19 protein-coding genes are annotated in these 24,718 nt (G+C 72.8%); 7 read left to right on the top strand and 12 right to left on the bottom strand.

Going from position 1 to position 24,718, the window contains the following annotated elements:
- Positions 1 to 19 precede the first annotated feature (19 nt).
- A complete protein-coding gene (locus tag OG617_RS32355) occupies positions 20 to 4,369 on the top strand; it encodes a non-ribosomal peptide synthetase (protein ID WP_405096688.1) in 4,350 nt (1,449 codons plus the stop codon).
- A 114-nt stretch (positions 4,370 to 4,483) separates the two neighbouring features.
- On the opposite strand, the gene OG617_RS32350 is transcribed toward OG617_RS32355, so the two are convergent.
- From OG617_RS32350 to OG617_RS32335, 4 genes are all read right to left on the bottom strand, one after another.
- Positions 4,484 to 5,479, bottom strand: a complete 996-nt coding sequence (locus OG617_RS32350; RefSeq protein WP_405096686.1) for an ABC transporter permease subunit — start codon at positions 5,477 to 5,479, stop codon at positions 4,484 to 4,486.
- Positions 5,476 to 6,366, bottom strand: coding sequence for an ABC transporter ATP-binding protein (locus tag OG617_RS32345; RefSeq protein ID WP_405096684.1), 891 nt, complete (start codon positions 6,364 to 6,366; stop codon positions 5,476 to 5,478). Before OG617_RS32345 ends, OG617_RS32350 begins: the two co-directional genes overlap by 4 nt.
- The gene (locus OG617_RS32340) at positions 6,363 to 6,749 is read right to left on the bottom strand and encodes a GntR family transcriptional regulator (protein ID WP_405096682.1); all 387 of its coding nucleotides are present in this window, start codon (positions 6,747 to 6,749) and stop codon (positions 6,363 to 6,365) included. Before OG617_RS32340 ends, OG617_RS32345 begins: the two co-directional genes overlap by 4 nt.
- Before the next feature lie 244 nt (positions 6,750 to 6,993).
- A complete protein-coding gene (locus tag OG617_RS32335; protein ID WP_405096680.1) occupies positions 6,994 to 8,157 on the bottom strand; it encodes an IS110 family transposase in 1,164 nt (387 codons plus the stop codon).
- A gap of 380 nt (positions 8,158 to 8,537) precedes the next feature.
- Here OG617_RS32335 and OG617_RS32330 point away from each other — a divergent pair, with 380 nt between their 5' ends.
- Positions 8,538 to 9,230: a hypothetical protein gene (locus OG617_RS32330; RefSeq protein WP_405096678.1), complete on the top strand. Its 693-nt coding sequence runs from the start codon at positions 8,538 to 8,540 to the stop codon at positions 9,228 to 9,230.
- 275 nt (positions 9,231 to 9,505) lie between these two features.
- Here OG617_RS32330 and OG617_RS32325 read toward each other — a convergent pair whose 3' ends face one another.
- The 3 genes from OG617_RS32325 to OG617_RS32315 are packed head-to-tail and all read right to left on the bottom strand — an operon-like array spanning position 9,506 to position 12,482.
- Entirely contained in the window at positions 9,506 to 10,318 is an 813-nt protein-coding gene (locus OG617_RS32325; protein WP_405104034.1) for an ABC transporter ATP-binding protein, read from the bottom strand.
- A gap of 29 nt (positions 10,319 to 10,347) precedes the next feature.
- Positions 10,348 to 11,373 carry a FecCD family ABC transporter permease gene (locus OG617_RS32320; RefSeq protein ID WP_396680677.1) on the bottom strand — a complete coding sequence of 342 codons (1,026 nt, stop codon included), beginning with the start codon at positions 11,371 to 11,373 and terminating at the stop codon, positions 10,348 to 10,350.
- Positions 11,370 to 12,482 carry a FecCD family ABC transporter permease gene (locus tag OG617_RS32315; RefSeq protein ID WP_405096676.1) on the bottom strand — a complete coding sequence of 371 codons (1,113 nt, stop codon included), beginning with the start codon at positions 12,480 to 12,482 and terminating at the stop codon, positions 11,370 to 11,372. Before OG617_RS32315 ends, OG617_RS32320 begins: the two co-directional genes overlap by 4 nt.
- A 64-nt stretch (positions 12,483 to 12,546) precedes the next feature.
- Here OG617_RS32315 and OG617_RS32310 point away from each other — a divergent pair, with 64 nt between their 5' ends.
- From OG617_RS32310 to OG617_RS32290, 5 genes are all read left to right on the top strand, one after another.
- On the top strand, positions 12,547 to 13,578 hold the full coding sequence (locus tag OG617_RS32310; RefSeq protein WP_405096674.1) for an ABC transporter substrate-binding protein: 1,032 nt from the start codon (positions 12,547 to 12,549) through the stop codon (positions 13,576 to 13,578).
- 1 nt (position 13,579) lies between these two features.
- On the top strand, positions 13,580 to 14,437 hold the full coding sequence (locus tag OG617_RS32305) for a siderophore-interacting protein (protein WP_405096672.1): 858 nt from the start codon (positions 13,580 to 13,582) through the stop codon (positions 14,435 to 14,437).
- Positions 14,438 to 14,571: 134 nt separating this feature from the next.
- The gene (locus OG617_RS32300; protein ID WP_405096670.1) at positions 14,572 to 16,110 is read left to right on the top strand and encodes a pyridoxal phosphate-dependent decarboxylase family protein; all 1,539 of its coding nucleotides are present in this window, start codon (positions 14,572 to 14,574) and stop codon (positions 16,108 to 16,110) included.
- Positions 16,111 to 16,154: 44 nt separating this feature from the next.
- The gene (locus tag OG617_RS32295; protein WP_405096668.1) at positions 16,155 to 17,450 is read left to right on the top strand and encodes a lysine N(6)-hydroxylase/L-ornithine N(5)-oxygenase family protein; all 1,296 of its coding nucleotides are present in this window, start codon (positions 16,155 to 16,157) and stop codon (positions 17,448 to 17,450) included.
- On the top strand, positions 17,447 to 19,840 hold the full coding sequence (locus tag OG617_RS32290) for a GNAT family N-acetyltransferase (protein WP_405096666.1): 2,394 nt from the start codon (positions 17,447 to 17,449) through the stop codon (positions 19,838 to 19,840). Before OG617_RS32295 ends, OG617_RS32290 begins: the two co-directional genes overlap by 4 nt.
- A gap of 150 nt (positions 19,841 to 19,990) precedes the next feature.
- Here the strand turns inward: OG617_RS32290 and OG617_RS32285 are convergent, their stop codons facing one another.
- The 5 genes from OG617_RS32285 to OG617_RS32265 form a co-directional block, all read right to left on the bottom strand.
- A complete protein-coding gene (locus tag OG617_RS32285) occupies positions 19,991 to 20,689 on the bottom strand; it encodes an aspartate/glutamate racemase family protein (protein WP_405096664.1) in 699 nt (232 codons plus the stop codon).
- Entirely contained in the window at positions 20,686 to 21,999 is a 1,314-nt protein-coding gene (locus tag OG617_RS32280) for an NAD(P)/FAD-dependent oxidoreductase (protein WP_405096662.1), read from the bottom strand. Before OG617_RS32280 ends, OG617_RS32285 begins: the two co-directional genes overlap by 4 nt.
- A 9-nt stretch (positions 22,000 to 22,008) precedes the next feature.
- Positions 22,009 to 22,884 (bottom strand): family 3 encapsulin nanocompartment shell protein, encoded by an 876-nt coding sequence (locus OG617_RS32275; RefSeq protein WP_405096660.1) that lies wholly within the window; start codon positions 22,882 to 22,884, stop codon positions 22,009 to 22,011.
- 94 nt (positions 22,885 to 22,978) lie between these two features.
- A complete protein-coding gene (locus OG617_RS32270) occupies positions 22,979 to 23,827 on the bottom strand; it encodes an SAM-dependent methyltransferase (protein ID WP_405096658.1) in 849 nt (282 codons plus the stop codon).
- 59 nt (positions 23,828 to 23,886) lie between these two features.
- Positions 23,887 to 24,714, bottom strand: coding sequence for an SDR family NAD(P)-dependent oxidoreductase (locus tag OG617_RS32265; protein ID WP_405096656.1), 828 nt, complete (start codon positions 24,712 to 24,714; stop codon positions 23,887 to 23,889).
- Positions 24,715 to 24,718 lie beyond the last annotated feature (4 nt).

Here is a 24,718-nt window from a genome sequence, read left to right as displayed (position 1 = left end):
CAGAAAGCCGCCCCTCCCCATGACGCTCCCCGCCGATGCCCCCGCCCGCGGCTACCCGATGTCGTTCGAGCAGGAGTCGATCTGGCTGAACGACCAGTTCCAGGAGGGGGCCTCCCGGTACGTCGAGTCGTGGGCGTACCGGCTGCGCGGAGCCCGGGTCGACCCGGCGGCCGTCCGGCGGGCGCTCACCGGGATCGTTGCCCGGCACGAGGCGCTGCGCAGCCGCCTGGCCCTGGTCGAGGGGGAGGCGTGGCAGACGGTGCTGCCGCCGGCCCCGGTCGAGCTGGACGTCCGCCGGGTGAGCCCGGACGAGCTGCCCGCCGCCCAGCTGGCGGCGGCCACCCGGCCGGTGGCCCTGGACCGGCCGCCCCTGCTGCGGGCGACGCTGCTGCAACTGGCCGAGGACGACGCAGTCCTGGTGGTGGCGATTCACCACGCGGTGATCGACGGCTGGTGCTTCAGCCTGTTGGACGCCGAGTTCAGCGCCCTCTACCGGGCCACGCTGGACGGCACGGAACCCGGGTTGCCCGCCCTTCCCCTACAGTTCGGCCCGTACGCGCACCAGCGCCGCCGGGCGGACCCAGCCGATCGCACGGAGTCCGTGAAGTACTGGCGGGAGATGTTGCGCGGGGCCCCGCAGGAGTCTTCCTTCCCCACGGACCGGCCCCGGCCCGCGACCCTCGGCGCACGCGGTGACCGGGTCGAGTTCACCCTGGACGCCGCGCTCGGCGCCGGCATCCGCCTGCTCGCCCGCAGGGCCAGGACCACGCCGTTCGCGGTCCTCACCGCAGCGCTGACCGCGCTGATCTCCCGACTGTCCGGGTCCGACGACGTGGTGATCGGCACCCCCGTCTCCCGCCGGGACGACGAGATCCTCGAACCGATGATCGCCTGCCTGACCGACGTCATGCCGCTGCGCCAGCGGGTGCCGGCCGACGTGTCCTTCGCCGAGCTGACAGCCCGGACGAAGGCGCAGGTGTGGGGTGCGGTCGGGCACCGGGACGTGCCCTATTCGCACCTGGTCCGCGAGCTGGAGGTGGAGCGCTCGCCGAGCCGCTTTCCGCTCTTCCAGGTGGTCATCGGGCTCGACGACGCCCCGCCCCCGGCCCTGGACCTGCCGGGCGTGACCGCCGAACGGCTGTACCTCCACTCGGGCACAGCCAAGTACGACATCTTCCTGCACCTGGTGCCCGCGCGGGGCGGATTCGACGGCTTCCTGGAGTTCTCCACCGACCTCTTCGACCGCGGCACCGCCCGGCGCCTGGTGGAGCGGCTGCGAACCCTGCTGACCGAGGCCGTCGCCCATCCCGACCTGCCCCTCCGCGAACTGGACATCCTGCCGGCCGCCGAACGTCGGCTGATCCTCGAAAGCTGGGCACCGGGGCCCGCCGCCCCGGCCGGGCAGCCCCTCGCGCACGAGGCCTTCGCCGCCCAGGCCCTCCGTACGCCCGACGCCCCGGCGGTCGTACACGGGGACCGGGTCCTGTCCTACGCGGAGCTGGACCGGGCGGCGGACGCGGTGGCGGCGCACCTGGTCGCGCGGGGCGCGGCCGGGCGTCCCGTGGGCGTCTGCCTGCGGCGCTCTCCGGAGCTGGCCGTCGCGGTCCTGGGGGTGCTCAAGGCCGGCGGCGCCTGCCTGCCCATCGACCCCGGGTACCCCGCCGACCGGATCGCCTACATGGCGGTCGACAGCGGAATCCGGGTCGCCCTGGTCCATCAGGACCTGGCCGGGCTCCTCCCCGAGACCACCGAGACGATCGCCCTGGACGACCTGCCGGCCGCACCCGAAGCGGACCTGCCCGTGGCGGCACCCGCCGACCTCGCTTACCTGATCTTCACGTCCGGCTCCACCGGCCGCCCCAAGTGCGTGGCCATGCCGCACCGGGCCCTGGCCAACCTGCTGGCCTGGCAGGGAACCCGCTCCCTCGCCGGGCCCGGCATCCGGACGCTCCAGTTCGCCGCGCTCAGCTTCGACGTGGCCTTCCAGGAGTTCTTCAGCACCTGGGCCGGCGGGGGCACCCTGGTCATGGTCGACGACGAGACGAGGCGCGACCCCGCCCGCCTCCTCGACCTGCTCGCGGCCGAGCGCGTCGAGCGGTTGTTCCTGCCGTTCGTCGCACTCCAGCAGCTCGCCGAGTACGCGTGCGCCACCCACCGCTCGGCGGCCACGCTCCGGGAGGTCGTCACCGCGGGGGAGCAGCTGCATGCCACGCCCGCCCTGCGGGAGTTCTTCCGGCGGTGGGCGCCCGGCGCGGTGTTGGAGAACCAGTACGGCCCGTCCGAGACGCATGTGGTCACCGCCGAACGCCTGGCCGACGACCCCGACATCTGGCCCGACCTGCCGCCCATCGGCCGCCCCGTGGACGGCACCCGGGTGGTGCTGCTGGACCGGCGGCAACAGCTTTGCCCGATCGGCGCGGTGGGGGAGATCTGCGTCGGCGGCCGGGCCCTGGCCGTCGGCTACCTGGGGCGTCCGGAGCTGACCGCGCAGAGGTTCATCGCGGACCCCTTCCAGCCGGGCGCTCTGCTCTACCGCACCGGCGACCTGGCCCGGTACCTGCCGGACGGGCGGATCCAGTGCCTGGGTCGCCTGGACAACCAGGTCAAGATCCGTGGACACCGGGTGGAGACCGGCGAGGTCGCCGCCGCCGTTCAGGCCGTGCCCGGGGTGGCCCACGCCGCTGTGCTGGCCCAGGACGCCGTCTCCGGGGGCAAGCGCCTGGTCGCGTACTACCAGCCGGCAGCCGGGGCCGTCCTGCCACCGGACGTGCTGCGCCGTACGGTGGCAGCGCGGCTGCCGGAGTACCTGGTGCCGTCGGTCTGCGTGCCGCTGGAGACGTTCCCCCGCACGTCGAGCGGCAAGCTGGACCTGGCCGCGCTGCCGCCGCCGGACGAGCTGGACGTGGAGCCGGCGGACTCGTTCGTGGCGCCGGGAACCCCCACCGAGAAGAGCATCGCCGGGATCTGGCAGGACGTGCTGGGTACGGTCCGGATCGGTGCCCACGACGACTTCTTCGCCCTGGGCGGCCACTCGCTGCTGGCCACCCGCCTGATGCTGCGGCTCCGGCAGGAGCTGGGGGCGGAGATCCCGCTCGGGGCCCTGGCGGCGGCGCCGACCGTCGCCGGCCTCGCCGCGCTGGTCGACCGCGATCAGCGGCCCGGAAGGGAGGACGTCGGGAGGGGCGATGTCGGGCAGGGCCTCGACCTGGCCGCCGAGGTCGAGTTGCCGGTCGACATCGTCGCGGCCGGCGAGACGATCCGGGTGGCGCACGATCCCGCTCACGTGCTGCTCACCGGGGCCACCGGGTTCCTCGGCGCGTTCACCGTACGGTCCCTGCTGGAACGTACCCGTGCCGTGGTGCACTGCCTGGTGCGCGGAGCGGACCGGGACCAGGCCGCGGCGCGGTTGCGCCGGGTCATGGAGGGCTACGGCCTCTGGGACGGACACGCCGAGCGGCGGGTCGTCACCGTCCTCGGTGACCTGGCGCGGCCCCGCCTGGGGCTTCCCGACGACGCCTTCGACGAGTTGGCCCGCCGGGTGGACGCGGTGTACCACGTGGGCGCTGCCGTGAACCTCTTCGCCCCGTACGAGCAGCTCAGGGCCAGCACGGTGGACGGCACCGCCGAGATTCTGCGGCTGGCGGCCCGGCACCGCAGCGTGCCGGTGCACCACGTCTCCACCGTCGGCGTGTACGCGGGGCACGCGGACCACCCGATCGGACCGGAGCACCCCACCGGGCCGGTGGCGGCCCTGGAGCACGGCTACACCCGGAGCAAGTGGGTGGCCGAGGGGCTGATCGAAGCCGCGCGCGCCCGGTCCCTGCCTGTCACCGTCTACCGGCCCACCCGGATCGCCGGGCACAGCCGCACCGGCGCCTGCCAGCGGGGCGACTACCTGTGGCTGCTGCTCAAGGGCTGCGTCCAGGCCCAGGCCGCGCCCGCCGGGGTGGACGCCGCCTTCGATCTGGTGCCCGTGGACTACGTCAGCGACGCCATCGTCACCCTGTCCCGGCAGCCTGCGGCGGCCGGCCGCGCCTTCCACCTGGCCGCCGGGCGGCTGCTGCGGCTGGACACCGCGCTGGGCTGGCTGCGGTCCAGGGGCTATGCGCTGCCCGAGGTCGATCCGCAGGAGTGGCTGGGCCGGATCGGCGCCGACCCGGGCAACGCGGCGTTCCCGCTGCTGGGCACGCTGGCCGCCGAGCTGACCGGAGCCGGCTCGGAGGGCGGCCTGGTCTTCGACCCCAGCGCCACCGACGCCGCCCTGGCCGGCTCCGGCGTGTCCCGCCCCGAGGTGGACGAGGCGCTGTTCGGTGCCTGCGTCGGGTACTTCACCCGGACAGGGTGGCTCCCGGAGACAGTCGAGCGCTGATGCGGGCCGGGGAGCGATTGCGGATGCGCGTCTTGGTGGCTCACCCGGCGGCGTCAGCCGGATCGGAGCCCGCGACCCGGCCCCCGGTCAGGACGGTGCGACCCGATCCCTCGGTCAGGACAGCCGGCGGCGGAGCCACCAGAAGCTGACGATCGCCAGCGCGGCGGCGAGGGCCACGAAGACGGCGGTCTCGGCCAGCTGCAGCGTCCAGTACTGGCTGTCCGGGTGGTAGACGACGTCCTGGCGCAGGCCGAGCGTGCCGACCCAGTCGGCGCACGAACCGTGCGGCGCGTCGGGGCTGCACCGGGCCGGGTCGGACGGCCCGGTGAAGACCTGGCCGCTCGGGGTGATCGGGCGGTTGGTGATCGTCCAGGCGTTGGTCACGTCGTTCGGCTCGATCACCATATTGCGGCTCCGGTCGATCATCAGCTCGTCCAGGTTGTCCATGTCCAGTGGCGGCGTCTCGTGCCGGGCCGGCGCCAGGTGGGTACGCAGCCACAGCGGCATCGCGGCCACCGCGGCGGTGTAGACCGCCAGCGTGCCGGCCATCGCCGGGACTGTGCGGCGGATCAGCATCCCGACGGTGACGCCGAGGGTGAAGGCGAACAGCGCGTACCCGACCGGCACGATGCCGCGGGCGCCGAACACCAGCGGCGTGATCCGGTCCGCCGCAGCGCTGTCGACCCGGCTCGCCCAGGCGGTGACCGCCCAGCTCAGCAGGCCGGTCGTGGCGGCGGTGGCGGCACCGACCAGGCCGAGCTTGGTGGCGAGCCAGCGGGACCGGGTGATCGACTGGTTCCAGGCCAGTCGGTGGGTGCCGGCCTCGATCTCGCGGGCGACCAGCGGCGCGCCCCAGAAGATGCCGATCAGCGGTGGTGCGGCGTACATGATCGCCAGCGTGACGTAGTAGATCGTGCCGCCGGCGCTGTTGTCGAACCGGGTGAGGAAGGCCTCGATGGCGTTGCCGCAGTCGCCCTGGCAGGCGGCTACGCCCGCGTACAGGTCGGTGATGGTGTTGGCGCTGACCAGCAGCACGGCGGCGAGAACGGCCAGAGCGACCGCGGCGACAGCAGCCGGGGTGCGGAACTGGCGCCAGGTGAACCAGATCATCGGGAGATCTCCAACTCGGGCCGGTGCGCCTCGACGGAGCGCGACAGATAGGCCAGGACCACGTCTTCGAGGGTGAGCTGTTCGACGGTCAGCGAGGTGTCCTCGATCGGCACGACACTGCGCACGATGAACGTGGACTGCCGTTCGGTGAAGCTGTGCTCGATCATCTCGGCGCCGGCGGGCAGGTCCGCGGCGTTCCGGCGGGCGCCGGTCAGCCGGTAGTGGCTGCCCATCAGCTCCTCGATGTCGCCGGCGACGCGGACCCGGGACGCGGTCAGCACGATCAGGTAGTCGCAGACCCGCTCCAGGTCGGACACCAGGTGAGAGGAGAGGATCACGCTGCTGCCGTGCTCGGCGGCGTGTGCCATCAGGCCGCGCAGGAACTCTCGCCGGGCGATCGGGTCGAGGCTGGCCACCGGCTCGTCCAGGATCAGCAGCTCGGGACGCTTCGCTACGGCCATGGTCAGCGCCAACTGGGCGCGCTGGCCACCGGAGAGTCGGCCCGCCTTCTGCGCCGGGTCCAGGCCGAGCTGGGCGATTCGCTCATCCGCCAGCGCCTGGTCCCACCGCGGGTTGGTGCGGGCGCCGAAGCGCAGGTGGTCGGCGATGGAGAGGCCGGCGTAGGTGGGCGCGTCCTGCGCCACGAAGCCGACCTTCGCCAGTTGGCCCGGTCCGTCGCCGGGGCGGCCGCCCAGCACGGTGATCCGTCCGGCGGTGGGCGTGAGCATGCCCACCGTGAGTTGGAGCAGGGTGGTCTTGCCGGCGCCGTTCGGGCCGACCAGCCCGACGACCCGGCCGGGCGGCACGTCGACGGTGCAGTCGGCCAACGCCACGCGGCGCCCGTAGCGCTTGGTCAGGCCGTCGGCCTGCAACACCGGGTCGGTCATGCGGACTCCTGAAACTGGGAGCGGAAGGTGGTTGCGAACAACGCCTCGATGCTCTCCGCGTCGAGCCCGGCCGCCTGCGCCCGGCGCAGCCAGGCCCGCAGTTCCTCGCGCAGCGGCTCGACCGCGGCGGCCTCGTCGTTGAGCGTGCGGGCCACGAAGGTGCCGACACCGGGGCGGGCGGTTACCAGGCCCTCGTACTCAAGCTCCCGGTAGGCCTTGAGCACCGTATTCGGGTTGATCGCGACGGAGGCGACCACGTCCTTGATCGTCGGGAGTCGGTCACCCTCGCGCAGCAGTCCGAGGCGCAGGGCGTGGCGCACCTGCCGGATCAGCTGCATGTAGGGCGCGACGCCGGAGCGACCGTCCAGATGAAACTCGATCATGTCTCCCGCATTCCTCTAGTCTCGTAGGACTATAGAACGCGGCGGGCGGGCGGCGTCAAGGCTCGCGCTGCTGGGTTCCAGCTGGGAGTCGCGCCGGAGGGCGCAGGGTTCGGGGATCGGAGCAGCTCACGCGGGTTGAACGCCATTCAGCGCCGATTGGGAGCGCCCCGCTGCTCCCAATTTGCTCCCAATGCCCCCGCCCGGCGGCGGCCAGTCGAGAGCGCTGTCATGGCACCCCTCTGTGTCAAGAGGCGGCGAGGAATGGTGTTCTAGGCTGGGGTTCGGCGGGTCCGGGAAGTGACTGTTCCGAAGTGTCGACCTTGGGGATTGGGTCGGCCGCGCTGGATTGAAGAGTCGCCCCCAGGTGTCCTCCCGGACCCGTCCACACCGATGTGGCATCTTTGATCATCTGCTTGTAGACGACGTCGGACAGGCGTCGTTTCAGGCAGCGTATGGCTTCCATCGGGGTCTTGCCCGCGGCGAGTTTGCGCCGGTAGTACGCACGACCTTCGGTGTCGTGCCGCATCTGGACGATGGCCATGATGTGCAGGACCCGGTTGATGCGCCGGTTCCCGGCGCGGGACAGTCGGTGACGTTTCTGGTCGCCGGACGAGGCGTCCAGAGGTGCGGTGCCGTTCCAGGAGGCGAAGTGGCCACGGGTCGCGAACCGGCTGACGTCACCGACGTCGCCGATGAGTCGGGCCGCGCCGGACGGGCCGATGCCGTTGAGGTCCTGCAGACCACTGCCGGTGGCGGCGACGAGTTCGGTGAGCTCCTTGTTCGCGGCCTTGATCTTCTTGTCGACCTGGGCCAGCTCGGTGATGAGTTCCGACGTGAGCCGCCGGCGGGTGGACCCGACCAGGTCACGGGGTCGGACCGTGTTGAGTAGTGCCCGGGCTTGCGGGGCGGACAGGAACGTCTTCGCCCCGCCGGGCACCAGTTCCAAGAGCAACTTGTGAATCCGGTTGAGTAGGTCCGTGCGGGCATGACCAAGACCATCGCGACGGTCGACCAGCAGCCGCAGCGCAATCGTCACGTCGTCGACGGCCACCTCCCGCAGGCCCTTGGCCCGTAAAGCCGCGACGGCCACGCTGTGGGCGTCGACCGGGTCGGTCTTGCGACCCTGACCGGTATCGAAGACCCGAGCCCGCGCGGACAGCTTCGCCGGAACGTCGATCACAGTCTCGCCATCAGCCACGAGGCGTTGAGCGATGTGCCGGCCGATACCGTTGCAGCCCTCGACCGCCCAGACACGGTCCTTGTTCTGTCGGCCGAACTTGAGCATCGCCTGGTAGCCGTCACGGTCGGTGGCGAATCGACCTTGGGCAAGGATCTGCTCACGGTCGTTGATGATCTCGATAGTCGCGGACCGCTTGTGCGGATCCATGCCGATGATGACGCGTCCCACGCTCGTCCTCCTCGATCAAACCGGGCTGAAACCGGCGAGGAGGGCAGCGCTACTTCGAGCTGGGCAGACCCCTCTTGAGCCTCTCCGCGCCACGGTGACCGGCAGGACGCATGCCATGAGTGAGCCACACCAACTCGCGGTGGGCAGCCGATGAGAGAGCTACCCCGCCGGTCACCTCGACCAAGCCTGGCCGGGCTGCGGTCGTAGCACCAGTACATAAGTAGCCGATGAGCGGATGGTCTGACGGATGATCGTTGGTGCGTTGATTGGTGACGGCGGCCAGTCCAAGGGTGCCTACGGTTACGTGGTGCGGAACGCAGCCTAGATCGCAGGCGCGCGCTGCACCCTACCGTTGCCCGTACCCGATAACATGCATGTCTGTGGATGAACTTTCGATTGAGCAGCGGGCGGCAAAGCTCCTTGAGGGTGATGACGTTGACAAAGATGATCTACGCTTCTTCTTGTCGCGCCTCTTGCAGATTCAGGAAGACCAGGGGCGAGACGCCAGCCGAGCAGTATTACGTGGGGCCGGCCTCGGAGCTCTATTCATCGTCCTAACGCACAGCAAGCTCCTGGAAGCCGAACTGCTGGGAATGAAAATCCATGACATCTCACCCCTGAGGCTCATTATCCCAGTCGCCATGATGCTGATGGTTCTTCGCGCCGTCACCGTCCTGCGACTCTCCATCTTCTATCGCCGCATCTTCCACGAGGTGGTCGGTAAGCACCTACCGAGCTGGCAGGCCTCCGGGCTGATACCTCTGCTCAGCCCATGGAGAGGCCCGATGTCGACTCATGCCAGCCCAATACGTCTCGATGTGAATGAGCATCCTGGAGTTGACCGCTTACATCAGGCGATGAGAATGGTCGACGCTTGGGCAGGCACCGCCGCTCTCGCGGGCTTTCAAATATACATATTCGTCATCCTGTTCAAAGATCCGAGAATTTCGACCATCACGGCCGCCGCTTCTCTGGGCATATCGTTGACTCTGATGTTATTTGTCGCCGCCTACCTGTGGTTCGCCAGACTGAGCAGGCACCCTTCTGTGCCAAATGGTGGCGGGGGAGTGTAGTGCTTCAGCCTGGTTGGCTGCGGGCCCGGGAAGTGACTTGCCCGAAGCCTCCAGCATCAGGTTTCGGCCGGCCGAGCTGAAGCCAGAGTCACCCCACATGCCCTCCCGGGCTCGTCGCGAACCGTATCCAGCCGGAATCGCCCCACATTCACCGCCGGGCACGCGAACTGACGACGCGGTGGTCGGAGACATCAGCCAGCCTGACAAGGCGTTGGTATTCGCACATCTTCGCCCGGGGGCGTGGAGCGGCGCCGCGGGCGACGACCGGTGACTGCTCAGCGGCGTACCGCCGCCGGACGCCGGGCGGCGGGGACGACCAGCGGCCCGCCCGTCTCTGGGTCGTCGATGACCCGGCAGGGCAGCCCGAACACCCGCTCCACCAGCTCGGCGGTGACAATCTCCCGGGGCGCCCCGGCGGCCACCACGGCACCGTCGCGCATCGCGATGAGGTGACTGGCGTACCGGGCGGCCTGGTTGAGGTCGTGCAGCACCGCGACCAGCGTGCGCCCCTGCTCCTCGTGCAGGGTCGCGCACAGGTCGAGCACCTCGACCTGGTGGGCGATGTCGAGGAACGTGGTCGGCTCGTCGAGCAGCAGCAGCTCGGTCTGCTGGGCCAGGGCCATGGCGATCCACACCCGCTGCCGCTGCCCGCCGGACAGCTCGTCGACCAGCCGGTCGGCGAGGTCGGCCACGCCGGTGGCGGCCATCGACTCGTCGACCACCCGCTCGTCGTCGCGGGACCACTGCCGCAGCAGCCCCTGGTGCGGGTACCGGCCCCGGGCCACCAGCTCGGCGACCGTGATGCCGTCGGGGGCGGTGGACGACTGCGGCAGCAGCCCGAGGGTGCGGGCGACCTTGCGGGCCGGTTGGGCGTGGATGTCCCGTCCGTCGAGCAGCACCGTGCCGGCGGCCGGCCGGAGCATCCGGGCCAGGGCGCGCAGCAGGGTGGACTTGCCGCAGGCGTTCGGCCCGATGACGACGGTGAACGACCGGTCGGGGACGGCGACGCTGAGCCCTTCGGTGATGGTCCGCTTGTCGTACGCGAGGGTCAGGCCGTCGCCGCTGAGCCGTGGGGTGCCGGGCTGCATCAGGGGTGCTCCAGTCTCCAGGTCGCCGGTCACAGCCGGCCCGCCTTGCGTTCGGTGGCCAGCAGCCACACCAGGTAGCCGCCGCCGAGCGCGCCGGTGACCACGCCGACGGGGAGCTGGTGCCCGGTGAAGGCGCGCTGGGCGACCAGGTCGGCGGCGACCAGCATCGCCGCGCCGAGCGCCATGGCGGCGGCCAGGTTCGGCCCGGGTGCGCGGGTCAGCCGGCGGGTCAGGTGCGGCGCGGTGAGCGCGACGAAGTTGACCGGCCCGGCCGCGGAGGCGGCGACGGAGACCAGCAGCACCGCCGCGACCAGCAGCACCGTGCGCAGACCCCGCACCGGCACGCCGAGCGCGGCGGAGGTGTCGTCGCCCAGCTCGGTCATCCGCAGCGCCGGCCCGCAGCCGAACAGCACCACCGGGACCAGCACCGCCAGGGTGACGGCGAGCGGGACGGCCTGCGCCCAGCCGCGCCCGTCGAGGCTGCCGGTGAGCCAGAGCACGGCGCGGGCGGCGTCCATGAGCTGCGCGCGGGTCAGCAGCCAGCCGTTGACGCCGGTGAGGATCGCGGCGACGCCGATGCCGGCGAGGATCAGCCGGTGGCCGTGCGCGCCGCGCGCCCAGGCCACCGCCCACAGCAGCAGGCCGGTGGCCAGGCCGCCGACCACGGCCGCGCCGGCCAGGGCGAGGGTGCTGCCGCCGACCACCACCACGACGAGTGCGCCGGTGGCCGCGCCCTGGGTGACGCCGAGGATGTCGGGGCTGCCGAGCGGGTTGCGCACGAGGGCCTGCAACACCGCGCCGCCCAGCGCCAGCGCGGCCCCGACCAGCATGGCGGTGACCAGCCGGGGCAGCCGCAGCTCGCCGATGATGAAGTCCTCGGCCGGGGTGCCGCCCCCGGTGAGGGTGCGCAGCACGTCGGCGGGGCTCATCGGGTAGTCGCCGCCGCCGACCGACAGCACGCCCAGGGCCAGCGCGGCCAGCGCGCAGCCGAGGCCGACGAGCAGGGCCCGGGCCCGGAACCGCACCGACCAGTGACGTACCCGCACGACGGTCATGACCGCACCGCCCGGGTCCGGGTGACCAGGTGCAGGAAGAGCGGGCCGCCGAGCACGGCGGTCATGATGCCCACCTGGATCTCGCCGGGGCGGCCGAGCACCCGGCCGGCCACGTCGGCGCCGAGCAGCAGCACCGGGGCCAGCAGCGCGCAGGCCGGCAGCAGCCAGCGCAGGTCCGGCCCGGTCAGGGCGCGGACCAGGTGCGGCACGAGCAGCCCGACGAAGACGAGTGGCCCGCAGGCGGCCGTCGCGGCGCCGCAGAGCAGGGTCACCGCCACGACGACGGCCGCCCGGATCACGGCGGGCCGGGCGCCCAGGGCCCGCGCCTGGTCGTCGCCGAGCGCGAGGGCGTTGAGCGGCCGGGCCGTCGCGAGGGCGATCACCAGGCCGACCGCCGCGAACGGCAGCACCCGGACCACGGTCGCCAGGTCGGCGCTGGCCAGCGAGCCGACGGTCCAGAACCGCATCTTCTCCAGCGAGGCCGAGTCGAGCAGCATCACCGCGCTGACGTACGAGTAGAGGGCCGCGTTGAGCGCCGCCCCCGCGAGGGCCAGCCGGGCCGGGGTGGCGCCCCGGCCGCCGCCGACGGCGTACACGAGGGCGGTGACGGCCGCCGCGCCGGCCAGGGCGAACCAGACGTACCCGTCGACGCCGGTGACGCCGAGGAACGCGGCGGCGGTGGCCACGGCCGCCGACGCGCCGGCATTGATGCCGAGCAGCCCGGGGTCGGCGAGGGGGTTGCGGGTGACCGCCTGCATGACCGCGCCGGCCACCCCGAGCGCCGCGCCGGCGAGCAGGCCGAGCAGGGTGCGCGGCAGCCGCATCTGCCGCACCACGACGTGCGCGGGGGAGTCGGAGTCCCACAGCCCCTGCCAGGCCTCGGCGAGGGTGAGCTGCTTCGCGCCGACCGCGAGGCTGACCGCGGCCACGGCCGCCAGCAGCAGGAACGCGACCAGCAGCCCGGTCAGGCGGGCCGCCGGCCGGCCGCGGCGGGGCGGCGGGGGTGGGAGCGTCGCCGGCGGAGCGGGGGCGGTCGGCGACGAGTCGATGACGGACAGTGCAAGCTCCTGTGTGGGCGGGGATCGACCGGCGACGCTATTGACAAGCACTTAGGTTAGGGTAACTTAACCTCGCACTTGGTCATCAGGCCACCCCGGAGTGAAAGAAGCTGTCATGTCCGTACCAGTGTCCCGCCCGCGTCTGACCCGCCGCGGCCTGCTCTCCGCCGGCGGCGCCCTCGCCCTCGGCGCGCTGCTCGGCGGCTGCGGCGGCAAGGACGACGAAGCCTCCTCGCCGGCCGCCGGCAGCGGCCCCTGGTCGTTCACCGACGACCGGCCCGAGAAGGTCACCCGGGACGCCACCCCGAAGCGCGTCGTCGCCTTCACCGGCGTCGCCGCCGCCCTCGTCGACTTCGGACTCGACGCGCAGCTCGTCGGGGTCTTCGGCGAGACCACCCGCGCCGACGGGTCGAAGGAGCCGCAGGCCGGCGACCTCGACGTGGCCAAGGTGGCCGTGCTCGGCAACGTCTGGGGCGAGTTCAGCATCGAGAAGTACGCCGCGCTCAACCCCGACCTGCTGGTCACCCACATGTACGACCCGGGCGCCTTCTGGTACGTCCCCGACGAGAGCCGCGACAAGATCCTCGGCCTGGCCCCCACCGTCGCGATCAAGACCGCCCGGGTGCCGATGAACCGCCCGATCGAGCGGTACGCCGAGCTGGCCGCGTCCCTCGGCGCCGACCTGAAGGCGAAGAAGGTCACCGACGCCAAGGCCCGGTTCGAGGCCGCCGCCGAGTCCGTCCGGCAGGCGGTCAAGGCCAACCCCGGCATCAAGGTGCTCGCGGCGTCCGGCAGCCCCGACCTGTTCTACGCCTCCAACCCGAAGGTCAGCACCGACCTGATGTACTTCGCCGAGCTGGGCGTCGACATCGTGGTGCCGACCAAGCTGGAGCAGGGCGACTACTTCGAGGCCCTGAGCTGGGAGAACGCCGGAAAGTTCCCGGCCGACCTGATCCTGCTGGACAACCGCGCCACCGCCATGCAGCCGGCCGACATGGCCAAGAAGCCCACCTGGGCCCAGCTCCCGGCGGTCAAGGCCAACCAGATCACCCCGTGGGACGCCGTGCCGCGCTTCTCGTACGCCGGCGCGGCCCCGCTGCTGGAGAACCTCGCCAAGGCGATCGCCTCCGCCAAGAAGGTGAGCTGAGTTGGCCCGCGCCACCCTCGACCCGGTCGCCACCCGGTTCCGGTTCTACGAGGCACAGGTCGTGCGCGCCCACCCCCTCGGCCCGACCATGACCCGGATCACCCTCGGCGGCCCGCAGCTCACCGCCTTCGCCGGTGGCGGGCGCGACCAGAGCGTCAACCTCTTCCTGCCCCACCCCGGCCAGAGCGCCCCCGTGGTGCCGGTCGACGCCGGTGACGACTGGTACGGGCGGTGGCGGGCCCTCGACCCGGCCGTCCGTGCGGTGATGCGCTCGTACACCGTCCGCGCCCAGCGCCCCGAGGCCGGCGAGGTGGACATCGACTTCGTCGGCCATGGCGACACCGGCCCCGCCTCCCGGTGGGCCGGCCGGGCCCGCCCCGGCGACCAGGTGCTGCTGCTCGGCCCGACCGGCGCGGACAACCGCGCCGTCTGCTTCCGGCCGCCCGCCGACGCCGACTGGATACTGCTCGCCGCCGACGAGACCGCGCTGCCGGCCGTCGGCGCCATCCTGGAGTGGCTGCCCGCCGGGGCCCGCGCCCGCGCCTGGATCGAGGTCCCGCACGTCGCCGACATCCAGGACCTGCCCGCCCCGCCCGGGGTCGAGGTGACCTGGCTGGTCCGGGGCACCACCCCGCCCGGCTCCGGCCTGCTGCGCGACGCCGTCCGCGCGGCCCGGCTGCCCGGTGTCGTCCCGTACGCGTGGCTCGCCGGGGAGTCCGCCACGGTCCGTGGCCTGCGCCGCCACCTCGTGCAGGAACGCGACACCGACCGCCGCCGGGTGACCTTCTCCGGCTACTGGCGGCGCGGCGCGTCCGAGGACGCCCTGCGCGGCGAGGCCCTCGCCGCCGCGGCGGCCTGACCGTGGTGCCGAGTGCCCCGCCCGCCGGGGTCACCGGCCGCCCGACCGTGGCCCCGGGCGCCCCGCCCGCCGGGATCGCCGGCCGCCCCCGCAGCACCGCCGGCCCCGAGTCCCACCGACCGTCGAGGAACCGCATGAGCATCCCGGGTCGTCCCGCTCCGGACGCGCCGCCCGCCCCCGGCACTCCGGCGGGCCCCCGCGCCCACCTGTTGACCAACGGCACCGCCGAGCAGTACCGGCGGGTGCTGGCCGAGGGGATCGACCGGGTCAGCGCCCGGATCGCCCGCACCGATCGCCCGTTCACCGGCGTCACCCCCGCCGCGCTCGCGCCGACCGTCGCCGCCGTCGACCTGGACCGCCCGCTCGCCGACCCGGCCGCCGCCCTCGACGAGCTGGAGGACGTGTACCTGCGCGACGCGGTCTACTTTCACCACCCCCGCTACCTGGCCCACCTCAACTGCCCGGTGGTGATCCCCGCGCTGCTCGGCGAGGCCGTGCTCACCGCCGTGAACTCCTCCCTGGACACCTGGGACCAGAGCGCCGGCGGCACCCTCATCGAGCGCCGCCTGATCGACTGGACGGCCCAGCGGATCGGCCTCGGCCCCGCCGCCGACGGCGTGTTCACCAGCGGCGGCACCCAGTCCAACCTCCAGGCCCTGCTGCTGGCCCGGGAGGAGGCGTGCGCCCGCAGCGCGACACCCCGCCGTGAGCTGCTACCCCGGCTGCGGGTGATCGCCTCCGGCGCCGGCCACTTCAGCGTGCAGAAGGCGGCCACCCTGCTCGGCCTCGACGCCGACGCCGTGATCGCCCTGCCCACCGACGCCGACCGCCGGATGTGCCCCGACGCCCTGCGCGCGGAGCTGGCCCGCTGCCACGCCGACGGGCTCACCGTGATGGCGGTCGTCGCCACCGCCGGCACCACCGACTTCGGCTCCATCGACCCCCTCGACGCCATCGCCGACCGGTGCGCCGCCGCCGGGGTCCGGCTGCACGTCGACGCCGCGTACGGCTGCGGGCTGCTGGTCTCGCCCACCCGGCGGCACCTGCTCGCCGGCATCGAACGCGCCGACTCGGTGACCGTCGACTACCACAAGTCCTTCTTCCAGCCGGTCTCCTCCAGCGCCCTGCTGGTCCGCGACGGCGAGGCGCTGCGGCACGCCACCTACCACGCCGACTACCTCAACCCGGCCCCCCGGGCGACGGGGGAGCAACTGCCCAACCAGGTCGACAAGAGCCTCCAGACCACCCGCCGGTTCGACGCGCTGAAGCTCTGGCTCACCCTGCGGATGATGGGCCCCGACGCGGTCGGCTCGCTCTTCGACGAGGTGATCGACCGGGCCGACGGGGCGTGGCGGCTGCTCGCCGGCGACCCCCGCTTCGAGGTGGTCACCCGGTCCGCGTTGAGCACCGTGGTGTTCCGCTACCTGCCCACCGGGCCGGCGGACGCGCTGGCCGACGACGCCAACCGGTACGCCCGCCGGGCCCTCGCCGCCTCCGGCGCGGCCGTCGTCGCCGGCACCAAGGTCGACGGCCGGCAGTACCTGAAGTTCACCCTGCTCAACCCCGAGACCACGCTGGACGACGTGGCGCACGTCGTCGACCTCATCGCCGGATACGCCGGCCGGTACGTGCACGAGCGGGCCACCGCCGGCATCCCCTGCCCGGTCGGCTGACCGCGAACGTGCCCACCCCCCGCCCCCGCGCAGAAAGCGAACCCATGTCCACCCACGACGTCATCGCCGTCGGGCTCGGCCCGTACAACCTGGGCCTGGCCTGCCTCGCCGAGCCGCTGACCGACCTGGACTGCCTGTTCCTGGAGGCCCGGGACTCCTTCGACTGGCATCCCGGGATGCTGCTGGAGGCCGTCCGGTTGCAGACCCCGTTCCTGGCCGACCTGGTCACCCTCGCCGACCCCACCTCGCCGTACTCCTTCCTCAACTGGCTCAAGGAGTCCGGGCGGCTGTACCAGTTCTACATCCGCGAGCGGTTCCACCCGCTGCGCAGCGAGTACAACGCGTACTGCCGGTGGGCGGCGGCGAAGCTGGCCGGGGTGCGCTTCGGCCACCGGGTCACCGCCGTCACCCACGACGAGGCCGACGACCTGTTCACCGTGCACGTGACCGTCACCGCCAGCGGGGAGACCGTCACCCACCGGGCCCGGCACCTGGTGCTCGGCACCGGCACCCCGCCGCACGTCCCGGCCGCCTGCGCCGGGCTCGACGGCGACGTGGTGCACTCCTCGGTGTACCTGGAGAACCGGGCCGCCCTGCGGGAGAAGAACAGCGTCACCGTGGTCGGCTCCGGGCAGAGCGCCGCCGAGATCTACCACGACCTGCTCGGCGACATCGACACGTACGGCTACCGGCTGAACTGGGTCACCCGCTCGCCCCGGTTCTTCCCCCTGGAATACACCAAGCTCACCCTGGAGATGACCTCCCCCGATTACGTCGACTACTTCCACGCCCTGCCCGAGCCCACCCGCTACCGGCTGGAGGCCGAGCAGAAAGGGCTGTTCAAGGGCATCGACGCCGACCTGATCAACGAGATCTACGACCTGCTCTACGCCAAGAGCGTGCACGGGCCGGTGGACACCCGGCTGCTCACCAACACCGAGGTGACCCGCGCCCGACACGACCCGGCCGCCGGCGAGTACACCCTCGGGCTGCGTAACGTCGAGCAGGAGGGGGAGTTCTCCCTGGCCACCGGGGGCCTGGTGCTGGCCACCGGGTACCGCTACGCGGTGCCGGACTTCCTCGACCCGGTGCGCCACCTGCTGCGCTTCGACACCCACGGCCGGTTCGACGTGGGCCGCGACTACAGCGTCGACCACGCCGGCCGGGTGTTCCTCCAGAACGCCGGCACCCACACCCACAGCGTCACCTCGCCCGACCTGGGCATGGGCCCGTACCGCAACGCCGTGATCATCCGTGAGCTGCTCGGCCGCGAGCACTACCCGGTCGAGCGGCGGATCGCGTTCCAGGAGTTCGGCGTGCCGGCGGGGGTGGAGGCGTGACCGAGGTCGTGCACACCCGCACCGACCCCCGGTTGGGCGACTTCGCCCTGCGTACCCTCGACCCGGTCGCCGACGCCGCGCTGCTGCACTCCTGGGTGACCCACCCGAAGGCCGCGTTCTGGCTGATGGCCGACGCCGACGTGGCCGGGGTCGCCGCCGAGTACGCGCGCATCGCCGCCGAGGAGCACCACGACGCGTTCATCGGGCTGTGGCGGGGCGAGCCGGCCTTCCTCGTCGAGCGGTACGACCCGGCGCGGGTCGAGCTGGCCGGCCGCTACCCGGCCCGCCCCGGCGACGTCGGCATGCACTTCCTCTGCGCGCCCGCCGACGCCCCGGTCTCCGGCTTCACCCGGGCCGTCATCACCACCGTCATGGACTGGCTGTTCGCCGACCCGGCGCACCGCCGGGTGGTGGTCGAGCCGGACGTGCGCAACACCGCCGTGCACGCGCTGAACGCCGCCGTCGGCTTCGTCCCCGCCGGAACCCTTGCCCTGCCCGCCAAGCCGGCCCTGCTCAGCTTCTGCACCCGCGCCCAGTTCACCGCCGCCACCGGCCCCGCCCCGACCAGCAGCGAAGGACCGACCACCGTGGACCCCCAGGACTCCGTCGCCCACCTCACCCCCGACACCTGGGCGCGGGCCAACCGGCTGCTGGTCCGCAAGGCGCTCGCCGAGTTCTCCCACGAGCGGCTGCTCACCCCCGAGCCCGTCGGCCCCGCCGCCCCCGGTGAGCCGGGGGAGTACGAGGTGACCAGTGACGACGGCACGGTGACCTACCGGTTCGCCGCCCGTCGGCTCGCCCTCGACCACTGGCAGATCGACGCCGACAGCATCACCCGTCGCCGCGACGGCGCGGAGCTGCCGCTGGACGCCCTCGACCTGTGCGTGGAGCTGCGCGGTGCCCTCGGCCTCACCGACCGGGTACTGCCCGTGTACCTGGAGGAGATCACCTCCACCCTGGCCGGGTGGGCGTACAAGCTGGACCGGCCGGAGATCGGTGCCGCCGAGCTGGCCCGCGCCGACTTCCAGACCATCGAGACCCGGATGACCGAGGGCCACCCGGGCTTCGTCGCCAACAACGGCCGGATCGGCTTCGGCATCGACGAGTACCACCGGTACGCCCCCGAGGTCGGGCGGCCGGTGCGGCTGCTCTGGCTGGCCGCGCACCGCGACCACACCACCTTCACCTGCTCCACCGACACCGATGCCGACGCCCTGCTGCGCGACGAGCTGGGCGAGGACACGCTGGCCGGCTTCGCCGCCACGCTGACCGGGCTCGGCCTCGACCCGACCGACTACCTGTTCATCCCCGTGCACCCGTGGCAGTGGTGGAACCGGATCGCCGTCACGTTCGCCGCCGACGTGGCCGAGCGCCGCCTCGTCCTGGTCGGCCCCGGCCCGGACGAGTACCTTCCCCAACAGTCCGTGCGCACCTTCTTCAACGTCACCCACCCCGAACGGCACTACGTCAAGACCGCGCTGTCCGTGCTGAACATGGGCTTCATCCGGGGGCTGTCGGCGGCGTACATGGAGGCCACCCCGGCCATCAACGACTGGCTCGCCGACCTGATCGACCGCGACGAGGTGCTCCGGGCCACCGGGCTGACGATCATCCGGGAGCGGGCCGCGATCGGGTACCGCAACCGCCGGTTCGAGGCGGCCACCGACCGGTACTCCCCGTACCGGAAGATGCTGGCGGCGCTGTGGCGGGAGAGCCCCGTCCCCGGCCTGGAGCCGGGGCGGCGGCTGGCCACCATGGCGTCGCTGCTGCACGTCGACTCGGCCGGCGGGTCGTTCGCCGCCGCGCTGGTCGCCGAGTCGGGCCTGCCGGCGGGGGCCTGGCTGCGCCGGTACCTCGACGCGTACCTCGTCCCGCTGCTGCACTCCCTCTACGCGTACGACCTGGCGTTCATGCCGCACGGCGAGAACGTCATCCTGGTGCTGCGCGACGGGGCGGTGCAGCGGGCGATCTTCAAGGACATCGCCGAGGAGATCGTGGTGATGGACCCGGACGCCGACCTGCCCGAAGCGGTCCGGCGGATCAGGGCCGACATCCCCGACGACGAGAAGCTGCTGTCGATCTTCACCGACGTGTTCTCCTGCTTCCTGCGCCACCTCAACGTGGTGTTCACCGACGCGGGGCTGCTCACCGAGGAGGAGTTCTGGCGGGCGGTCGCGGACTGCGCGTGCGACTACGCCGACCGCGTCCCGCACCTGGCCGACCGGCTGCGCCGCTACGACCTGTTCGCCCCGGAGTTCACGCACTCCTGCCTCAACCGGCTCCAGCTGCGCAACAACGAGCAGATGGTGGACCTGTCCGACCCGTCGGCGGCGCTCCAGTTCGCCGGCACCCTGGCCAACCCCATGGCCCCGTACGCCCGCCGTCCCTGACCCCCCGTCCCCGCCCGTGCGCCCGCCCCCGGCGCTCGCTCTCCCGCTCTTTCACGGAAAGAGTGGCTATCCCGGCCGGAATGACCACTCTTTCCGTGAAAGAGCGCGCGGGTGCGGGGTGCGGGGTGCGGGGTGGGGGGTGGGGGCGGGTCAGGGGTGGCGGGGGTATGGGTGGCGGGTGAGGGTGGCGTGCACCATGTTCGTGAGCGTGACGATGTCGAAGACCGGCAGCCCCAGCCGGGCCTGGATCGCGTGCGCGTACGGCACCAGATCGGTGCACTCGATGACCAGCGCGCCGAGGTCCGGGTGGGCCTCGGCGAGCCGGTCGACCCGGTCGAGCACCTCCCGTTCGAGCCGGTCCGTGTCGAGGTCGTCGCGGCGGCCCTCCATCATCACCTCGCGGAACTCCGGCTGGTCGGCCATGCCGGTGACCCGCACCGGCACCGACTCGGCGCCGATCGCGGCGAGGTGGCGCGGGGTCAGCGCGGCCTCGTCGGCGACCAGCAGCCCGACCGGCCGCCCGACCATCCGGTACACCATCGGGAGCTGGACCAGGCTGGACGCCCAGATCGACACCGAGAGGGCGGCGGCCAGTTCGGCCTGGAAGAGCACCAGGAAGCCGCACGCGCCGGTGATCCCGGCGGCCCCGGCGGCCTGCAGTTCCTTCGCCGCCGCGACCACCGGCTCCAGCAGGGTCGGGTCGGCCTCCCGGACCAGCCGCTGCGGCGTCGCCCCCTCGATCACCCGGTAGATCACCGGGAAGTCGAAGGTGGTCGGGTTGCGGATGTGCCCGGGGACCTTCTCGAACGAGGTGTTCAGGCAGAGGATCCCGATCGGCGCGGCGGTCATCGCGTACTCCCAGGGGTCGGGCGGCGGCGCCGCCAGCGGTCCACGGCGAAGGGTGACAGGTCCAGCTCCGGGCGGACGCCGCCGACGAGCTGGGCGATCAGCCGCCCGCCGGCCGGCGCCAGGCCCATCCCGATGTGGCCGTGCCCGGCGGCGACACAGACGTTGCGGTACGCCCCGGCGCGGCCGAGCAGCGGCAGGCTGTCCGGGGTGCAGGGGCGCAACCCGCTCCACACCTGCACCCGCCGGTCGGTGTCCAGCCCCGGCAGGTACGACCGGACGGTGCGCACGATGCCGTCGACCCGGCGAGGTGAGACGGAGGTGTCCATCCCGGTCAGCTCCAGGGTGCCGGCGAGGCGCAGCCGGTCACCGAGCGGCATGACGGCGACCTTGCCCTCGCTGAGCAGGATCGGCAGCCGGGGCGGAGTCTCCGGGGCGGCGACGGTCACCGCGTAGCCCTTCGCCGGCTGGAGCATCAGGTCGAGGCCGAGCTTGCGGGCACAGGCCACGGACCAGATCCCGGCGGCGATGACCACCTCGGCCGGGCGCAGGTCCCCCCGGCTGGTACGCACGGCCCGGACCCGGTCGCCGGCCACCTCGAAGTCGAGGACCTCGGTGCGGGTGCGGATGTCCACGCCCATCTTCCGCAGCATCCGGGCGAACTCGACGAGGAACGCCGGGATGCGCAGCGCGGCGCCCTCGGCGTTGAGCAGCGCGCCGGCCACGTCGAACTCGACGTCCGGTTCGAGGCGGGCCAGCTCGCCGGGTTCGAGCACCCGCAGCGGCACCCCCCGGGCGACGGCCGCCGGCACCGAGCGGCGGGCCTGGTCGAAGCCCTCCGGGGTCTTGCAGGCCAGCAGCATGCCCTGGGCGGTGAGGGTGTCGGCGAGCGGGCCCGCCGCGCACACCTCGTGCAGGATGGCCAGGCTGCGCTGCTTGAGCGACAGCAGGATGTCGAAGGCGGCCCGGGCGTCGGTCTCGGTGCAGAGCCGGCGGAAGTGCCAGAGCCAGGCGAGCAGGGCCGGGTCCCAGCGGGGCCGGATGTGGAACGGGCTCTCCGGGTTCAGCAGGTAGCGCAGCCCCTTGGCCGGCACGCCGGGCTCCGCGAGCGGCGCGGAGCCCTGGGTGCCGACGAAGCCGGTGTTGCCAGAGGAGCAGGCCGCCGGGTCGCCGACCTCACCCCGGTCGACGACGGTGACCCGGTGACCGTCCCGGGCCAGGAACCAGGCGCAGAAGAGGCCGACGATGCCCGCGCCGACGACCACCACGTCGGGGTCGTCGCCGGGCGGGCGTGGCGCGGGCGTCGTCGACATCGCCGGGCCCTACACGCTCACGATGTAGAAGCAGGTGGGCAGGTTGAGCACCACCCGCTCGTAGATTTCGGCGGTCAGCGCCACCCCCGGCTCGGCGAACGTGCCGGGCGGCGGCTCGGCGAAGGAGATCATCGAGCGGCCCGCGTCGAGGAGCAGCGCCCCGTGGCCGAAGTCGCCGACGATCGCGGTGCCCGGGTCGACCAGCCGGGTCCGGACGATGAAGACCCCGTTCTCCTCGATGTCGCGCATCAGGGTGCCGGAGCCGAGCAGCCGGTAGTAGTCCGCCGGGTTGATGATCAGCCCGTCTGCGGTGCTGCCGTTCTGCTCCACCTCGTTGCAGGCGGAGAGGATGGTGGAACCGAATGGGCCCGGGTCGGTGATCCGGGAGATGTCCGGCATGGTCAGCAGCCCGCCCTCGCCGCGCAGGATGGTGACGTTCTCGGCGGTGCACAGCCGCACGACGAGGCGGTAGTTGATGAACTCCGCGAAGCTCGTCGGGTCGTCCCACAGCCCGTCCGGCACCTGCGCCCACGCCTTCGTGGTGTACAGCGGCGGGATGGGGGAGAGGTGGAAGTGGTTGGCCGCCTCCCGGCGCAGGTCGGCGCCGTCGACCGCCGGGTCGCCCGCGCGGGCCGGGCTCTCGTGCCAGTAGAAGTCCTGCGGATCCCGGGACAGGTCCACCACCTTCAGCACGTTCCGCGACGGGTAACGCGGCTTACGCCGGGAGCTGGTCAGCGAGTCGGTGATGGTGACGTCGTAGTCGACGCGGGTGTCGAAGCCCCCCTTGGCGAAGGCGTCGGCGAACACCTGCCCCGGCGACAGCTGCGTTTTGCGGTCCGCCACGACCTCGGCGATCGTCCGCTTGATGACGTCGGTTCGTTGCATGGGGGTTCACACCTTCGGGTCGGGTCGGTACCGCGCGGCGGGGGTGTCGCACGGGTCAGGTCACTGGGCGGTGGGGGGTGCCGCAGGCCGTCGGTCACCGGGCGGCGGCGGGCTTGCGAGCGACGAACATCCCCCAACCGAACTCGCCCCGGTCGATCGCCGCCTGGATCTCCTTGCAGGACACGGCGAAGCCGAGGATCCACTCCCGGGCGGCCGGGTCGTCGGTGTTGGCGGCCCGCTCCCGGGCGGTCTCGCCGAGCACCCGGTACGTCTGCCGGATGTGCTCATCGAGGTTGCGGGCGACCAGCACCTCGAAGCCGGCGTCGGTGAGCGCCTCGGCGTACCCGTCGAGGGAGTAGCCGCCGCTCCACCGCACCCGGTCGTAGACGTGCCGGCGGGCGGCCTCGCCGATCTCAGTGGTGGGCTGGAGGAAATCGGTGATCGCGAGGATCCCGCCGGGGGCGAGCACCCGGTGCATCTCGGCGTGGCTGCGCGACTTCTCCGGCACCAGGAAGAGCGCGTCCTGGCTGACCACGTGACTGAAGCTGCCCGGCTCGTACGGCAGGGCGGTGGCCGAGCCGTGCCGGAAGGTGATCCCCGGCGCCGGCCGCTCGGCGAGCTTGGCCTGGGCGAACCGGACCCGCTCGATGCTCAGGTCCAGGCCCTCACCCCGGCAGCCGGTCTGCCCGGCCAGCCGCAGCAGGAAGTTGCCGCAGCCGCAACCCACGTCCAGCACCGTCGAGCCGGCGTCGATGCCCGCCTCGGTGGCGAGCAGGTCCGAGGTCCGGTCGGCGGCGCCGTGGTAGTCCGTGTCGGCGTCGTCGGCGAAGTAGCCGGTGTGCAGGACGCCCTCGCTGTCCCAGAAGCTGAGGTACGTCTGGGTGGTCTCGTCGAAGAACTCGGAGACGTCCCGCTCGGTGAAGGTGGGGCTGGTCGTGGACATCACGCACTCCTTCGTGCTGTGCCGCCGGCCGGCGTCGCCGCCACCGGTCCGGGGAAGGGTCAGGCGTAGGTGTCCTTGCGGACGCCGGTCATGTGTGGCAGCTCCGGGCCGGTGACGCTGGCGCCGCCGTCGAGCAGGTGCACGCCCGCGGTGACGAAGGAGGCCCGCTCGCTGGCCAGGAAAGCGGCCATGGCGGCGATCTCCTCGGGGCGGCCCAGCCGGCCCAGCGCGCTGTGGTGCCCCATGGTCGCGAGCCGTTCCTCGACGTCGCCGTCGCCGGCCAGCCGCGCGGCGGCCCGTTCCATCGGTGGGGTGCGCACGCTGCCGGGGGCGAGGACGTTGACGGTGATCCCGTCGCCGGCCACCTCGACGGCGAGGCCCTGGGCGAAGCGGACCAGGGCGGCCCGGGTCACCCCGGAGAGCACCAGCGGGCTGATCGGCACGCTCGCGGTCTCCGAGGCGACGAAGAGCAGCCGCCCCCAGCCGGCGGCGCGCAGGTGCGGCAGCGCCGCGAGGGCCAGCCCGACCGCCGGGAACAGCACCTTGTCGACGGCGGCCCGGTAGTCGTCCACGTCGAACAGCGCCGCCGTGCCGATGGGCGGGCTGCCGCCGCTGACCAGCAGGACGTGCGCCCCGCCGAGGTCGGCGGCCACCCCGTCCACCCAGCGGCGGGCCGCGTCGGTGTCGGTGACGTCCACGCTGGTGGCGCTGACCCGGCCGGCGGCGACCCCGGTCAGCTCCCGCTCGGCGGCGGCGAGCCGGTCTGGGTCGCGGCCGCAGATCGCCACGTGCGCGCCTTCGGCGGCGAACTCCTTCGCGCAGGCCAGCCCGATCCCGCTGGACCCGCCCGCGACGAGGACCACTCGTCCCTTCAGCCCCAGATCCACGCTT

The organism is Micromonospora sp. NBC_01412 (genome assembly GCF_045040215.1).
Lineage (GTDB): Bacteria > Actinomycetota > Actinomycetes > Mycobacteriales > Micromonosporaceae > Micromonospora > Micromonospora rubida.
This window is presented reverse-complemented; position numbering and strand designations above follow the sequence as displayed.

Coding starts and splice junctions, on each gene's coding strand:
- OG617_RS32355 (WP_405096688.1), top strand. CDS start 20: ATGACGCTCCCCGCCGATGCCCCCGCCCGCGGCTACCCGATGTCGTTC.
- OG617_RS32350 (WP_405096686.1), bottom strand. CDS start 5,479: ATGATCTGGTTCACCTGGCGCCAGTTCCGCACCCCGGCTGCTGTCGCC.
- OG617_RS32345 (WP_405096684.1), bottom strand. CDS start 6,366: ATGACCGACCCGGTGTTGCAGGCCGACGGCCTGACCAAGCGCTACGGG.
- OG617_RS32340 (WP_405096682.1), bottom strand. CDS start 6,749: ATGATCGAGTTTCATCTGGACGGTCGCTCCGGCGTCGCGCCCTACATG.
- OG617_RS32325 (WP_405104034.1), bottom strand. CDS start 10,318: ATGCAGCCCGGCACCCCACGGCTCAGCGGCGACGGCCTGACCCTCGCG.
- OG617_RS32320 (WP_396680677.1), bottom strand. CDS start 11,373: ATGACCGTCGTGCGGGTACGTCACTGGTCGGTGCGGTTCCGGGCCCGG.
- OG617_RS32310 (WP_405096674.1), top strand. CDS start 12,547: ATGTCCGTACCAGTGTCCCGCCCGCGTCTGACCCGCCGCGGCCTGCTC.
- OG617_RS32300 (WP_405096670.1), top strand. CDS start 14,572: ATGAGCATCCCGGGTCGTCCCGCTCCGGACGCGCCGCCCGCCCCCGGC.
- OG617_RS32295 (WP_405096668.1), top strand. CDS start 16,155: ATGTCCACCCACGACGTCATCGCCGTCGGGCTCGGCCCGTACAACCTG.
- OG617_RS32285 (WP_405096664.1), bottom strand. CDS start 20,689: ATGACCGCCGCGCCGATCGGGATCCTCTGCCTGAACACCTCGTTCGAG.
- OG617_RS32280 (WP_405096662.1), bottom strand. CDS start 21,999: ATGTCGACGACGCCCGCGCCACGCCCGCCCGGCGACGACCCCGACGTG.
- OG617_RS32275 (WP_405096660.1), bottom strand. CDS start 22,884: ATGCAACGAACCGACGTCATCAAGCGGACGATCGCCGAGGTCGTGGCG.
- OG617_RS32270 (WP_405096658.1), bottom strand. CDS start 23,827: ATGTCCACGACCAGCCCCACCTTCACCGAGCGGGACGTCTCCGAGTTC.